The organism is Enterobacter cloacae complex sp. P47BA (assembly GCF_014930485.1).
In the GTDB taxonomy this organism is placed as follows: Bacteria; Pseudomonadota; Gammaproteobacteria; order Enterobacterales; family Enterobacteriaceae; genus Enterobacter; species Enterobacter bugandensis.
In genome coordinates, this window is sequence record NZ_JADBRF010000027.1 from 1 (window position 1) to 13,636 (window position 13,636).

Genomic DNA, 13,636 nt, shown 5'->3' on the forward strand with positions numbered 1-13,636 from the left:
CTTACCGCTCATGGGCACCTCTCTTTAAGCCATCTTAAATGACTCTGAGGTGTCTGTTAAACCTGTGGCGATTCATTGTTATACGAAATGGAGAGTTTAGAAGAGGGGGCATGATAGCCCCATATTTAGAGTGGGTTATGCTAAGCTTGTCTCTTTTCATGCCAGGCATCGGAATGCAAGATATTGCCATCTTTATAAAGGTGAGTGATCTTTTCATAAGCTAAAGACACATCTTCCATATGGCCTGTACCCGTAGCCGTTCGGGTATCGTGCATCACAGGGCTAAAGCTAACTACTTTCACATTTTCTAGTGTAATGGTGTAGTAAATTTCCTCTTGCCCGCTGTAGTTGATACGATAGAAATTAAACTCAGCGCTTTTAAGAGTCTGCCCCGTTGCAACAGCTTTAAACAGATAGGGTGATGAACTGTCAATCTCTTTAGTGAAATTGAATGAGCAATGTTGTCGGCTTCCTGTTACTTTACCTGTTAAATTGTCTGTAGGAATGATCACGCTATGCTGTAAGCTACGTAGTTCTATGCTTCCATCACGTCCATGAACGTCACAAGACCCCATGATCTGAGATCCACCATCATCTTTTAAAATCAAATGTACTGGTACAGCCATTTTTAACGCTCCTTGCTGTTAGTCGTATAACCATCTTCCTGCTTTAGCCGATTCTGCAAACATCCTTACAGTAAGAGGTTTTGAGATTTGCTTAACTGGTTTATCAGTAAACCATCTTCTAAAGAACCACGTTCTAAACCACGGATAATATTTCTGATAATTCATTGCTGACATGTCAACATTAAAAAAACTGTCGTATTTATTAATGCAATAAATTAAATCATCATCGTCTGCATAATCTTGAAGAATATCATCAAGCTCTAACGGTATCAGCTTTCCTGTGAATGTACCTAACACAGGTAACTCTTTACGGAATAGCTCTAAAACTTCCTGATCTGTTACCATATGCGATCTTTCTCGTGTGCGATTGTGTTGTAGTCACGAACGGTTTTATAAACGATTTGACTAATATCGCTCGCTACTATAGCCCAACCAACAACAGGTAATCCACGCCCTACAAAAGCGCCCAGGTTAGTAACATATTTAGGCTTAAGTGTTGTTATGCTCGCTTCTGTAAGAGTTGGAAGTCTTACAGGTAATTCAGTGTTAAGAAGTTGGCGAAGGTATTTTGATGCTATTGACGTACCCGCTGTGGTTCCGTAAGGTTTACCTCTTGTTTTTAATAATGGCAGACCCAGAATAATACAGCTCATTGAAATAAAATCTTTAATTCCGCCAAATTGATCATTAACTCTATCCAGTAAAATCCAAAAAAATAACTCTCCTGCAGTGATATTGCATACGCCACGATAGAAATATGTTCCATTTAATTCTTCAACTGTATCCATCAGTAACCCTTTAGTTTCAGGTAACATGTTGATTAATCGTACCGCGTGCAAGTACAAAGGGGAAGCTGTTTTTATGAAAAGGTACTTAAAATCAAAGTGCTGTTGGCTAAATGATAAAGGTTATGTGTGCAGGCTATACATTGAGATAGTCGCATACCAGTGAATTATATAAGGGAAAGAGAAGAGAATTCATTAGCTACTGCTCAATACCATCTCTTACAATGTTAATTATTTTCTTTTCTGTGAAGGACCTTATAGTTGTTTAACTAAAAAGACAGTGAGTAATAGAATGTCGTTGTTCTTTCTGAGCACTCGAAGTCTTTCGCTCCTGCCTTGTGTGAAGAATCATTATCCGAAAGAGTGGGCTTGCTTGAGCAAGCAACTTCCCCTAATCTGGCAAAAAGTAAGCTAATGCTTACCAAATGACTCGGGGTGCCCTTCTTCGTTGAAGGCTGAGAAATACCCGTACTACCTGATCTGGATAATGCCAGCGTAGGGGGCCAAAATTTGGCCTACTTATCATGAGATTGCATCTCTTTTTGTCCGTGCTGAATGCACTTGAGGTACAAAAAGGGCTTAATCATGAGGTACAGAACTCTTCCATACACGTTTCAGCGAAACGGTAACTACTACCTGCAAATCCGGCTTTCCAATGGCAGGATATATAAGAAATCCCTCCTCACTGACAGCTATCGTGAAGCATCTGCTTTGATGATTGGCGTTACTCCGCATATTTCTTTTGTTAAATCATTAGCTACGCCGATTCTCGTGTTCGAATCATTTTTGTCTAATCTGATTGCGTCAGAACGTAAGGTTGCGAGAAATCCACTTTTGTCCCACCAGCAGATAGCTCCTCCTGTTGAAATCGTGGAATCTCAACCGCCAGCCGAACCGGAAAAAGTGCTAACCCTCTCGGATGCGTGGGCTATGTACAAAGACGAAAAGGGGAGAAACTGGACGAAATCGATCTCAATGGCAAATGAGCGCTACATGGAAGTGTTGCTAACTGTCTTGGGAGGGGAAACTGATGTAGCGTCGATCACCAAGCAGGACATTAAGCAGGTGATGGAAGTGGTTGAAAATCTCCCTAAGCGCGTTGTTCAGCCCTACCGCTCAATGACCATCCAGCAACTGATCGAGTGCGATGATGTTCCACCGGATCAACTGGTAGGCGTTGAGGCTATCCATAAGCACCTCAAGCTGTATAAATCACTCTTCAAAACCTTCCTCACAGAAAGCAAAGACATTTTACCTAAGTTGCCAACTGATGGCGTAGTGGCTGCACCATCGAAAGCGAGATTTGGTGCATACAGCACAGCGGAGATGAAAAAGTTTGTAGGGTGGGCGCTTAAGCAGCCCGACAACTGGCAAAAATGGATCACATTGTTATTGGCATACACGGGAGCGAGAAGAGGCGAGATAGGAAAGCTGGAGAAGTCACAGATTAAATTCGACGAAGATAGCCAGCGTTACTATTTCCTGATTGCCGAAGGCGGGCAGGGGAAAACTGAGAACGCTACAAGGCAGGTTGCTATCCACCGTAAGTTAATCGAATGGGGTTTCATGGATTACGTTGATCGCCAGTGGAAAGAGCGGATTTTTTCAGAAGTGGCAGGTACAAACATGACTAAGATCGGTAAAGTCTTTGCTGATGTTCGAGATCAGTTGGGTATTCCTTATCTGGACGACTATGGACAGCGGCGGTTGCTGCATTCTATTCGTCACTCGGTCTGTTCTGCTGCAATGGCTGGTTGGGTGAAAAACATCTTGCACCTACAACAGACGGTGGGACATGAGAAGAGCGGCGGGATGACTAAACGTTATTTGCATAAGTTCCCATTACTCTCAGTTTGCTATGTAATTGATGGTTTAGATTGGTTGTAAATATAAAGAGCAGATGATTTTTCTTAATTCAAGATATTCATCTCAAATCTGACGATTAAACCAGTTGTGCGAATTGTTTCCAGGGTATATGCTCACATAGTGAAATTTATATAAAAGGCCATTTTGTATTTATCAAGGAGAGTAATTATGAGACCGTCCCCTAATGAACTTCAAATAGAAATGGATAAGGTTCGCGATAATCGATTTAATCAGTATGTAAAAAGTGTAAGGTTAAAGAATGTACGTGGTTTCATCGATGAAAAAGTAGAATTCAGATCACCAGTTACAGCTTTGATCGGAACTAATGGCGGTGGTAAGTCTACTATCTTAGGTGCAGTGGCCCTTGGATATAAATCAATTAAACCAGGACAGTTTTTTCCAAAGGCATTTATTGGTGATGAGTCAATGAGTGAGTGGGAAATTGATTTGGAGATGACTGACAAACCCCTGTTAAAGGATAAAAATATAAGTCGGACTGCTAAGTTCAAACAATCCCGATGGCGCAGGGATAACTTTCCACAAAGACAGGTTGTCTACATTGAAATTCAGAGGACAGTCCCTGCTGGTGAGCTTAGTCGTTTCAAACAGTTTATAGCAGGAGATAAAACTGATTTTATCGATAAAAAGTTATTGAATAATACAATAAAATATGCAGGTGCTGTTCTCGATAAAGATTTGAGCCATTACAGGGTAATATGCAAGAAAAATGATAACAACTCAAAAATGTATGTTGGAGCAGCAACTACAGGTGCAGACTATTCTCAATTTCATTTTGGAGCTGGTGAAGCATCAATAATTGAAACGATTGATCGAATAGAAAATGCCGATGATAATGCTCTTGTTTTAATAGAAGAATTAGAAAATGGTTTGCATCCAGTTGCTGTTAGAGCACTGGTAAATTATCTTTTGAACGTTTCTAAAAGAAAAAAACTTCAGATCGTGTTTACCACCCATTCTCAGGAAGCTGTAAATGAATTGCCAGCCGAAGCTGTTTGGGCTTCAATAAATAAACGGGTTTGGAATGGGAAGTTAAATATCGAGAGCTTACGCGCTATTACAGGAACAGTCCACCAAACAAGAGTTGTGTATGTGGAAGATAACTTTGCAAAAGAGTGGGTTGAAAATGCGATCGGATGGTATGCTGCTGACTTAGCCCCATCAATTAAAGTATATGCCGCAGGTGGTTACCCAAACTTATTAAAAGTGAATGAATTCCATAACTTGAATGAAACTGTTACTGTGAAGTCAGTAGCATTAGTAGATGGAGATGTCCGAGAAAGACTTGGGACTGAGAAGTTATCAGAAAATGCAGCATTTTTAGGTGATACATATCCAGATGTCTGTGTTTTCCACTATATCGCTCAAAACATTGAACGTTTAGTTTCAGTTCTTAGGCAAAGATGTCAATTGGTAAGGTTTGATGTAGACAGAATCAATAAAGAAATTAAAAGTGTTTTAAATTCAGCATGTGACCATCATGTGTATTTTTCCACATTGAGTCAGAAACTCGATTTTACATCAGAGTTATTGCTCAGAACAGGAATGATGGATATCTTTAATGAAGAGAATGAGGCTTTTTGGGAAAGGCCGATCGAGTTAATAAGAACTGGTGGATGAATATCACGGGTTTCTATAGTTAAACTTAACGATGATTTTTGAACTTGTTAGGGCATTAAATTTTACAATGCCCTTTTGAGATTAAAACTATAGCCATTATTTTAAGAAAATGGGTTCTCACTAAATAAACCAATTCCTACGTTTTTTTGCTCTTGAACAGTCTAAAAGAAAATATGGGAATATCTCATGAAAATAGGGTACTAAAGGATCCTTAATTCCTTGTTCTTCTTCTTTCATCTGTGTAGCATCTCTTAATTTTATTAGCAGAAAGTAGTAAGGTTGTAGCATACTAATTATTTCCCATACAATGCATGGCGAGATCTTGTTTACTTTCCAGTTCAGTAGATACTGATCGACGTACGTCATAATGTGACCATCAAGACCAAAATCATATGTGTAACCATACATTTTGTTCCTATCAGCCCATGCAATGACCTCTTTGCCCAATCGTTCTCTTTTAGCGGGTGATATATGTTTCCAATAACAACTTTCGAGGATGTCGTGCCATTGTTCAAGAGGGTCATTAATTGTTTTCTTGTCTTCAACAATCGTATTTAAATTATAATAACGTGTTTCTTTACCGAACTCGGATAACATCGTTAATATTTCCGTTTGCTCATCATTTAACGTCCATAAATCTTTGTCATGCCACTTATATTCCAAAGCAATTGACACAGCATTTGCATGCAATGAACTTATATCATGGCCTATATTACGTAGTTGCTTAGATGTGGGTTTATTTAAATCATTTTCAATCATATATTGAACGACATAAATGATTTTAAAGAAACGTTCCAAACCTATAGATAATTGGAAAAAGGCATTATAGAAACTGCCCTTATCGTTGTATTTACATTTATTTAATGCTGTCAGTCCACCACGTAATGAAGCACTTGCCAGAAGTGCTTCTATCGAAAATTGTTGAAACGATGCACCTAACATATAAACCCCACGATAAATTTATCAATATCAGTCGCTTGCAATACATTTCTTGCACTTTGCTTAGTATACCATTAAGGCTTAGTACTGCACCTTTGGATTTCATAAATGCTTTATGAATACAAGCAATTTTAAAATCCGAATTGCTATTTTATGTCAATCAATCGTATGATTATTATTTTGGCAACGCCATGAAAGCTGCGCATGCGCTTCCGAGTGCAGCCACAAATGATGCTACCGCAGCCCAAAACATTCTAACTTGTATCGCTTTTAACTCTTTGTACTTTTTCTCATCATCCAGATATTTTTCTTGCGTCAATAGCGATTTCCCAGTAGGAGTGTAGTTAAAATTATCATTCCGGATCACATCGGCGGTCGATTCAAACGCGCTCAAACTCATACGAACCTCTTTTTTCATTCTCTCTGATTGATCATGATATATCCATAAGCTGGAATAAACCTTGTTCATTAAATTAATGAATGGAACTGGCGTTTGTTCATCTTTATCAAGATACAGGTCAATTAATGCATCAAGAACAAGCATTCGTCTTTCGATTTTATGTTGTTTCATTCGATAACGATATTTTGCACGGCTATGATTGAAGTTTTCCCATTCAGCCCGGCGTTTATAGCACCACTCACGCCACCAAACTAAATCCTTAAGCGAGTTAAATTCAGCCTGATGTGCCTTGTAAAAAAACGTTCCTGAAAATGAGTCTTCAGTTAGTTCAGCAGGATTTATTTCATCTGCGATATCAAAACGTTCGCTTTCAGTGTTCCATTTATTTACCTGAATCAAGCCATTATGATAACTTTTAAATAGGTACTGTTCTCCCGTTAGAGGGTGCTTTATATAAACTGAGTAAATGTCATAATTTATTGCATTTTCGTAATTAAGACTAATTCTTGCCGGAGATTTTTTCTTGTCGAATTTTTCTAACTGGCTGCGAATACTCATGAACTTATCCTTTCAACGTGGCTATCCATAATATATTACCGCAAAAGTGACCCACCAAGCACGCTGGAGATTCAGAATTTTCCATGCGTTGTTCAGAACCTTACCTCTCGCTCATTCCAGACAATCACATAGTCTATTTGCGCCTCAACTTTTGCAGGAATTGTTCAGGGGGCTACGTATGACAAATAATGCGAATGAATTCAGTGCTAAACAAGAATTTTTTGACGTAACACGTTTAAGTCTGGTAAGCGTCCCAAATATCAATGAAATGATATCTCTTTTGGGTATGCGCAAATGAGACAAACTTTAGTAGTTAACTACTTGTACTTATTTAGCATCCTTAGTCGCTACTACTGAGAATAAGTTATCTTGTTGCTTGAACTGCTAAGCTCTAACTTTTCCTTCCACCTGCCTGATTAGCCAAAATCCTTAAATATCAGTGATGTAGATTAGAAGGTCTTTAGTCGGTAGAAGGTGGCTTTGCTGATACCTAACCTGTGTTGCACTACTGCTGGCGGTAGACCCTGCGCTAACAGCTCTCGTACCTGTTCAATAGTTGCTTTAATAGGTCTGCCGCAATGCTTACCTTCAGACTGAGCACGCTTAATACCCGCTGTTCTGCGTTCTGCTATCAGGTCTTTCTCAAGGCTGGCGAGTCCTGCCATCATGGTAAGCATCGCTTTGCCAACGGGCGTTGACAGGTCGAACCCTTCACGCAAGCTGACAACTTTCACGCCTTTCGTCTGCAACATTTCCACAGTGGAAAGAACATCAATCGTGTTACGCCCCAGGCGGTCTATGGCAATCACGATCAGCGTATCGCCTTCTCGCACATAACTTAGTAGTTTACCAAACCCTGGACGTTCACTTGCCTTGACTGCACCACTCACCGCTTCATCACTGAACCAGCGAGTAACGCTATAACCAGCATCGGCTATCTGCTGCTTCTGGTTTTCAACGTTTTGGTCGCTTGTGGAAACTCGCACATATCCGATCACAGTTGTCATGATGTTCTCTAAGTCTCAAAAGGTAGTATCAAAACCATAGCCGTCCCAAAATTAAAGATCAACCTTTTGAGACAAAGCGAAGCCGCATTCTGTCGTTACGTCGGTGTGGTCTTATAAGGAGATCGTTTTGAGACTGGATAATAGAGGTTTAGGACTCGGGACTGAGAGCAAATGTATATGGAAATGATAATCACGAGGCTGGTGATTGGCTCAAAAACTCGTTGCAGTTTGAATGTTGGGGTCGAGCAAATATATAGGGCGTGATTACTCACGCCTTTGTTTACATCTCAGAGCACAGGCTGAGCGTGTAGACAGCAGTCTGTCCATCATTGTTTGTGGGGCGCATAACGAAAATAGGCTCACTCCCATTGTCGATGTATGTGACGGCAATCCCTCCGTCTGGCGTGGCGTACATCTTCGCAATACTTTTCTCACCCAAGAAACCGAGCCGCCAGGTTTTACCACCCATGCTCACCTTCATACTTTTGTCCTGCACATCAAGGCGAGTTTCGACTGAAGATTTTTGGCTACCAGAATCGATCTGCCCTTCCTGGATCGCCTTACAGGTGAATGTGGTTGCACTTGAGGCGAAGGGGAGAACGATCAGTGACGCGAGAATCAATCTTTTCATGGTCTTCCTTTTCTTGTTTGATTTGGTGACAAGTCGCTGTTAGCGCATTACCGTATCTTACCACTTTCATTAATTAAATCGATCTTATAGATCAGTAAAATCGATCGATGTGGGTAATACACTGCTATTGTACAAATACTGAGCACTGTGACATTCGGCGATAACAGTCAACTGGGGTGAGGCTTATGAAGAAATCAATATTGGTGATATCGGGACTGCTGATTTCACAGTTGGTGATGGCAGGACAAATCACAATGACAGATCCGCAGCAGGAAAAAACGGAGAATGGCAAGACGCTTTGCACCTATGAGAACAGCCAGTATGTTTTCACCTACGTCACTAAAGAGCAGTGCCCGTATGCAAAGACTTTCAACACCAGTAGTTCAGAGTAAAAGTGGGAATAAAAAGCGCTGCTTATTTTAACAACGCAAGAAAGAACGGTTGCTTAGTATTAGCACTTAATGATTCGTCATTGATTTAGCTGTAAGCCGCATAGAATAAGGCTTTGTTGAAAGTTGATGGAAGGATAAAAGTTTCGTAAAGGCGTTAGAAGATGAATAATAAGGGGGGAATTATGATAGGTTATATCTATCAAATGTGGTTGTTTATAGGTTATTTACATCCTGTTAGTCATGAGGAGTTTTCCGGCTTTCTGGAGTGTTGTTTCATGCAGAGCACTGCGACCATGAAAAGTATGCTGCATGAGTAGCATGTAATGCGGAGCATGGAAGATATCGATTACAGGAAAGTAACCTTTGTACCTGATGTTATTACTCAGAAGCTATTTTCCTGTAAAGAAAATCTGCTATGCTCGCAGTACTCACATAACGAACATTAATACCTAAAAAACCATTAACTACTATTTAAATAGTAAATATTGATTATTTACTGTGTTATGTACTCGTACACCTCGTCCATGAATCCATTGTGCAAGTTACTCTTGTGAAAATGAGTTTATGCACCATTACACACTTTCAGTGTTCCATTGTAAGCCTCCACTTTTACCGAAGATGCAAATAACTCTAAAGTACCTTTAGACTTTTCTGCATCCTCTGTATCAGGTTACTTGTGCAAATGGCGTAGCCATAAGATCGGCTTACTTGCATATTAAGCCGGAAATTTCATTGTTAATAATATAGATAAGATGGTAGCCGAGTCAGTGAAGCTACCGGACAACCATGATGTATGTGGGGAGAGCAACTTTTCCATACACTCCTTGATAGTATCTTGTTGAAAGTTAATAAATAACTTGACAAAACGTTCGTTTCATGGTAAGGTGGTATTAAGTGAGGGATATCTTCACTTCTCTAACAAATGCCCACTCTGATGACTTTATCTTCATGCCTCCTCCGGGTAAACGGTGTGGGGGTTTTGTCATGTCTGGAATATACACAATACTCATTCTCGATGAGTTGCTAAGCAGGAGGAACATTGCTTTGAAATATTTTAGTAGTGACCAGGTTTTTAATGAACTGGTCAATGGCGAAGTCACTCGTGAAGTGATCTATGCATCTATGAACGTAGCCAGAAAACGCAAATACGCGGAACGTGAAAAACTGTTTGCTGATGCACTCGCTCGATTTGATGAATACCGAAAGGAAAAAACAAAATGAATATCCGATTCACTGATGACATCCACAAGGCGCTGATTGAACGTGCCAACCGTGAAGACAAATCAGCCGCCGCGCTGGTGAGTGAGTTAATAACAGCAGTCCTAAACCGAGAGGAACCGAATGACCCAAAAGAAACCAGTAGTAAACTTTGTTAATGCGATTTGCGGCTCAGGAAAGAGCCACCGTCTGAAAGAGTACATTCTCAGCTTCAATCTCGAAGCTGTCCCAGAAAAGTTCTTAATCGTAGTACCAACCCACGCTTTAGCCGAGCAGTTCAAGCAAGATCTGAATCTCTTGAGAATCCCAAACCATCACATTTTCGTTGAAGGGGCGACTCTCAACCTGAAAAGCACCCTGGCTGATAACTTCCAGACAAATGTGGTGATAACCACCCACGAATGTTTCACCAACTACTGCCACCTCGCTACGTTCAATCCTGAGATGCGCTCTCTACTGGCAGAACACAATGTGGTGGTAGATGAGATACCTGATGGTTGGTTTGGAGCAGAAGCGACGATCCGCCATGCTGACAGGACGGCAGAAAACTTCCCATTCCTGGAATGGCTGGAAGAGCGAAACGGGCTGCTGTACCTGCGCGAAGAGCACTACGACAATCTGTACAAGTATTACCATGAGAAGCACGCTAACAGTGACAATCTTAAGAAAGTGCTATACGTGGCCCTCGACGGCGGTGGCGTGATGCATACCGAGTGTGATTCTTCATTCAGCTTCTTTGGGTACACTTTTAATCCGATACTGAAGGCCGCAACGTGGGCGAAGAACTTCACTGTGCTTGGCGCTGGTGTAGATCGCAGTGGGTTTGTATGGATGGCTGAGAACGTTGCTCAAATCGCAGTACTGGAAGCCGGGGAACACCTTCAGCCAGAACCCGAGAGACGCAAGCATAAGAACGTGCCTATCAAGATGGTGGTTGTCCTCTCAGAAGATATCAAAAGAGCGGGACAGTCAGAGCTTGCTAATGTCTTTAACAATCATCTGAACGAGATAAAGCAGATTGTTGGGAAGGATTTTATCTTCGCCACTAACAAGGACAAAACCATCTGCGACTTCCAGACCATCGGACTCACTGAGCTTGGTGATCGCATGGGTGGTGTTGACGTTTCAATGTCCAGCTACGGGATGAACAGCTATCAGAGCATTCATTGTGCCGTGTTCCTCGGATGTGCAAATCTGGGCGATAAAGACCGTAAGCGATGGGCTGACTATTGCGAACGTATCGGTTGGGATTTTGAAACGGTGATGGAGAAGAAGCGCCAGGCAATGTATTTTGAACGGTGCTACCAGTTTCTTAGCCGAACATCCATTCGCAACACTGATACCGATCACTCTCTCGTGTTTGTCGTTCCCGACATGGCGGCAGCGGAATACCTCAAAACCCATTACTTCCCTGGCTCAACCATCGAATGCCTTGGAATCAAGAAAGCTGGAAAGCAGCATGAAACGTGTTTGAAGGTTCTGGAATACAAGGCGCAAGGGCTAACACCGAAGGAAACGGTTGAAGCGATGGGTGTGTCTCTGAGAACAGTTCGAAGCTATTGGAACCAAGAGGTTTGCGTATGATCACCGCGCTTTACTGGTATGTGCTGTTCCTGTTTATCTGGGATGTAATCCGCACCTTTGAACGACGTAGAAAAACAGAACGCAAAACTGAATCTCGGAATCCATGAGATCTTGGGTTATGTCACAAAGGAGCTTAACGGCTCCTTTTTTTGTTTCTGTGGTGGGGTACAAACTGAGGTACAAGCTGGGGTACAGCGTGAAGAAGCGATAACCGGACGGGCGGGCTTGCTTCAGCAAGCAACTTCCCCTAAGCTGGCAAAAAGTATAGAGATTCAATCTTCATGACTCGGGGTGCCCTTCCTTGTGAAGGCTGAGAAATACCCGTATTACCTGATCTGGATAATGCCAGCGTAGGGAAGTCAGATGCCTTCCCGGTCATCGCTTCTTCACGCAAGGCAGGAGCGAACCCATGCAGCCTGACCTGCTCGATTTACACGTTTTACACCACTTCCGTACCCGTTCTCCGCTGACCCACTGCATGACCAACGATGTCGTACAGACCTTTACAGCCAACGTTTTGCTGGCCCTTGGCGCATCCCCGGCGATGGTGATTGAGGCCGAAGAGGCCGAACAGTTTGCCGCGATAGCCGATGCGCTGTTAATCAACGTCGGCACGCTGACCGCACCGCGCGCCCAGTCGATGCGTCGTGCCATTGAAAGCGCGGTGGCGGCAGGCAAACCCTGGACGCTGGACCCGGTTGCGGTGGGTGCCCTGACGTTCCGAACCCGTTTTTGCCATCAAATTTTGGCCCTGAACCCGACCACCATTCGCGGCAACGCCTCCGAAATCCTGGCTCTGGCCGGAATGAGCGCGGGTGGGCGCGGCGTTGATACCACCGACACCGCCGCCAGCGCGTTGCCTGCCGCTCAGGCGTTGGCCCGCCAGACCCATGCCATTGTGGTGGTCACCGGCGAGGTGGACTACATCACTGACGGAGAACGGACCCGAACGGTAACGGGCGGAGACCCGTTAATGACGCGCGTAGTGGGCACCGGGTGCGCGCTTTCTGCCGTTGTGGCGGCGAGCTGCTCGCTGCCGGGGGACAGGCTGGATAACGTTGCCGCCGCCTGCGGATGGATGAAGCGCGCCGGAACGGTCGCCGCTGCGCAGTCGCGTGGCCCGGGCAGTTTTGCCAGCGCGCTCCTCGACGCGCTCTACACGCTGGAGGAGCAGGCATGAAGCGGATTAACGCCCTGACCATTGCCGGTACCGACCCCAGCGGCGGCGCGGGCATCCAGGCCGATTTGAAAACCTTCTCGGCCCTTGGCGCGTACGGCTGCTCGGTGATTACCGCGCTGGTAGCGCAAAACACGCGCGGCGTGCAGTCGGTCTACCGTATCGAGCCGGATTTTGTTGCCGCGCAGCTGGATTCGGTGTTCAGCGACGTGCGGATTGATACCACCAAGATCGGCATGCTGGCCGAGACGGATATTGTGGAGGCGGTGGCCGAGCGGCTTAAACGCTATCAGGTGCAAAACGTGGTGCTGGATACCGTCATGCTGGCAAAAAGCGGCGATCCGCTGCTCTCCGCCTCCGCCGTTGAGACGCTGCGCAATAAGCTGCTGCCGCAGGTGGCGCTCATCACGCCCAATCTGCCGGAAGCCGCCGCGCTGTTAGGCACGTCGCACGCGAAAACTGAACGTGAAATGAAAGAGCAGGGGTATGCGCTGCTGGCGATGGGCTGCGGGGCGGTGATGATGAAAGGCGGTCATCTGGATGACGCTGAAAGCCCGGACTGGCTCTTTACCCGCGACGGCGAGCAACGTTTTACGGCTCCGCGCGTACAGACCAAAAACACCCACGGCACGGGGTGCACCCTCTCCGCCGCGCTGGCGGCGCTGCGCCCGCGGCATGACGGCTGGGCTGATACGGTGCGAGAAGCGAAAACCTGGCTGTCGGCGGCGCTGGCAAAAGCCGATACTCTGGAAGTCGGTCACGGTATTGGGCCGGTTCATCATTTTCATGCGTGGTGGTAACCCAGTATACTGGCA

14 protein-coding genes and 2 riboswitches are annotated in these 13,636 nt (G+C 44.0%); of the genes, 7 read left to right on the forward strand and 7 right to left on the reverse strand.

Features of this window, described 5'->3' with window-relative positions:
- Nucleotides 1–140: 140 nt before the first annotated feature.
- Genes IM299_RS21200 through IM299_RS21210 form a run of 3 tightly spaced genes read right to left on the reverse strand, consistent with a single transcriptional unit; the run spans nucleotide 141 to nucleotide 1,414 of the window.
- A complete protein-coding gene (locus tag IM299_RS21200; RefSeq protein ID WP_193358065.1) occupies nucleotides 141–626 on the reverse strand; it encodes a type VI secretion system tube protein TssD in 486 nt (161 codons plus the stop codon).
- Between the two features lie 18 nt (nucleotides 627–644).
- A complete protein-coding gene (locus IM299_RS21205) occupies nucleotides 645–971 on the reverse strand; it encodes a DUF1493 family protein (RefSeq protein ID WP_047959075.1) in 327 nt (108 codons plus the stop codon).
- Entirely contained in the window at nucleotides 965–1,414 is a 450-nt protein-coding gene (locus IM299_RS21210; protein ID WP_193358066.1) for an STM2901 family protein, read from the reverse strand. The genes IM299_RS21205 and IM299_RS21210 overlap by 7 nt, the downstream gene beginning before the upstream one ends.
- Before the next feature lie 418 nt (nucleotides 1,415–1,832).
- Nucleotides 1,833–1,929, forward strand: a riboswitch (TPP riboswitch).
- A 67-nt stretch (nucleotides 1,930–1,996) separates the two neighbouring features.
- Here IM299_RS21210 and IM299_RS21215 point away from each other — a divergent pair.
- Together IM299_RS21215 and IM299_RS21220 are read left to right on the forward strand one after the other, a co-directional pair.
- Nucleotides 1,997–3,298, forward strand: coding sequence for a tyrosine-type recombinase/integrase (locus IM299_RS21215; RefSeq protein ID WP_193358067.1), 1,302 nt, complete (start codon nucleotides 1,997–1,999; stop codon nucleotides 3,296–3,298).
- A 147-nt stretch (nucleotides 3,299–3,445) separates the two neighbouring features.
- Nucleotides 3,446–4,915, forward strand: coding sequence for an ATP-dependent endonuclease (locus IM299_RS21220; RefSeq protein WP_193358068.1), 1,470 nt, complete (start codon nucleotides 3,446–3,448; stop codon nucleotides 4,913–4,915).
- Between the two features lie 120 nt (nucleotides 4,916–5,035).
- Here IM299_RS21220 and IM299_RS21225 read toward each other — a convergent pair whose 3' ends face one another.
- The 4 genes from IM299_RS21225 to IM299_RS21240 form a co-directional block, all read right to left on the reverse strand.
- Nucleotides 5,036–5,857 (reverse strand): hypothetical protein, encoded by an 822-nt coding sequence (locus IM299_RS21225; protein WP_193358069.1) that lies wholly within the window; start codon nucleotides 5,855–5,857, stop codon nucleotides 5,036–5,038.
- Nucleotides 5,858–6,029: 172 nt separating this feature from the next.
- Nucleotides 6,030–6,812: a hypothetical protein gene (locus tag IM299_RS21230; RefSeq protein ID WP_193358070.1), complete on the reverse strand. Its 783-nt coding sequence runs from the start codon at nucleotides 6,810–6,812 to the stop codon at nucleotides 6,030–6,032.
- A gap of 449 nt (nucleotides 6,813–7,261) precedes the next feature.
- Nucleotides 7,262–7,819: a recombinase family protein gene (locus tag IM299_RS21235; protein WP_193358071.1), complete on the reverse strand. Its 558-nt coding sequence runs from the start codon at nucleotides 7,817–7,819 to the stop codon at nucleotides 7,262–7,264.
- Nucleotides 7,820–8,099: 280 nt separating this feature from the next.
- Nucleotides 8,100–8,450, reverse strand: a complete 351-nt coding sequence (locus IM299_RS21240; RefSeq protein ID WP_045345137.1) for a hypothetical protein — start codon at nucleotides 8,448–8,450, stop codon at nucleotides 8,100–8,102.
- A gap of 185 nt (nucleotides 8,451–8,635) precedes the next feature.
- Between IM299_RS21240 and IM299_RS21245 the strand changes: the two genes are divergently transcribed.
- The 5 genes from IM299_RS21245 to thiD all read left to right on the forward strand — a co-directional run bounded on the left by IM299_RS21245 (nucleotide 8,636) and on the right by thiD (nucleotide 13,621).
- On the forward strand, nucleotides 8,636–8,842 hold the full coding sequence (locus IM299_RS21245; protein ID WP_047173552.1) for a hypothetical protein: 207 nt from the start codon (nucleotides 8,636–8,638) through the stop codon (nucleotides 8,840–8,842).
- Between the two features lie 894 nt (nucleotides 8,843–9,736).
- Nucleotides 9,737–10,063 (forward strand): hypothetical protein, encoded by a 327-nt coding sequence (locus IM299_RS21250; RefSeq protein ID WP_080337719.1) that lies wholly within the window; start codon nucleotides 9,737–9,739, stop codon nucleotides 10,061–10,063.
- 120 nt (nucleotides 10,064–10,183) lie between these two features.
- Nucleotides 10,184–11,644, forward strand: coding sequence for a DEAD/DEAH box helicase family protein (locus IM299_RS23020; RefSeq protein ID WP_227013211.1), 1,461 nt, complete (start codon nucleotides 10,184–10,186; stop codon nucleotides 11,642–11,644).
- Between the two features lie 277 nt (nucleotides 11,645–11,921).
- A riboswitch (TPP riboswitch) is annotated at nucleotides 11,922–12,018 on the forward strand.
- A gap of 35 nt (nucleotides 12,019–12,053) precedes the next feature.
- Nucleotides 12,054–12,824, forward strand: coding sequence for a hydroxyethylthiazole kinase (thiM, locus tag IM299_RS21260; RefSeq protein ID WP_193358072.1), 771 nt, complete (start codon nucleotides 12,054–12,056; stop codon nucleotides 12,822–12,824).
- The gene (gene thiD, locus IM299_RS21265; protein ID WP_193358073.1) at nucleotides 12,821–13,621 is read left to right on the forward strand and encodes a bifunctional hydroxymethylpyrimidine kinase/phosphomethylpyrimidine kinase; all 801 of its coding nucleotides are present in this window, start codon (nucleotides 12,821–12,823) and stop codon (nucleotides 13,619–13,621) included. The genes thiM and thiD overlap by 4 nt, the downstream gene beginning before the upstream one ends.
- Nucleotides 13,622–13,636 lie beyond the last annotated feature (15 nt).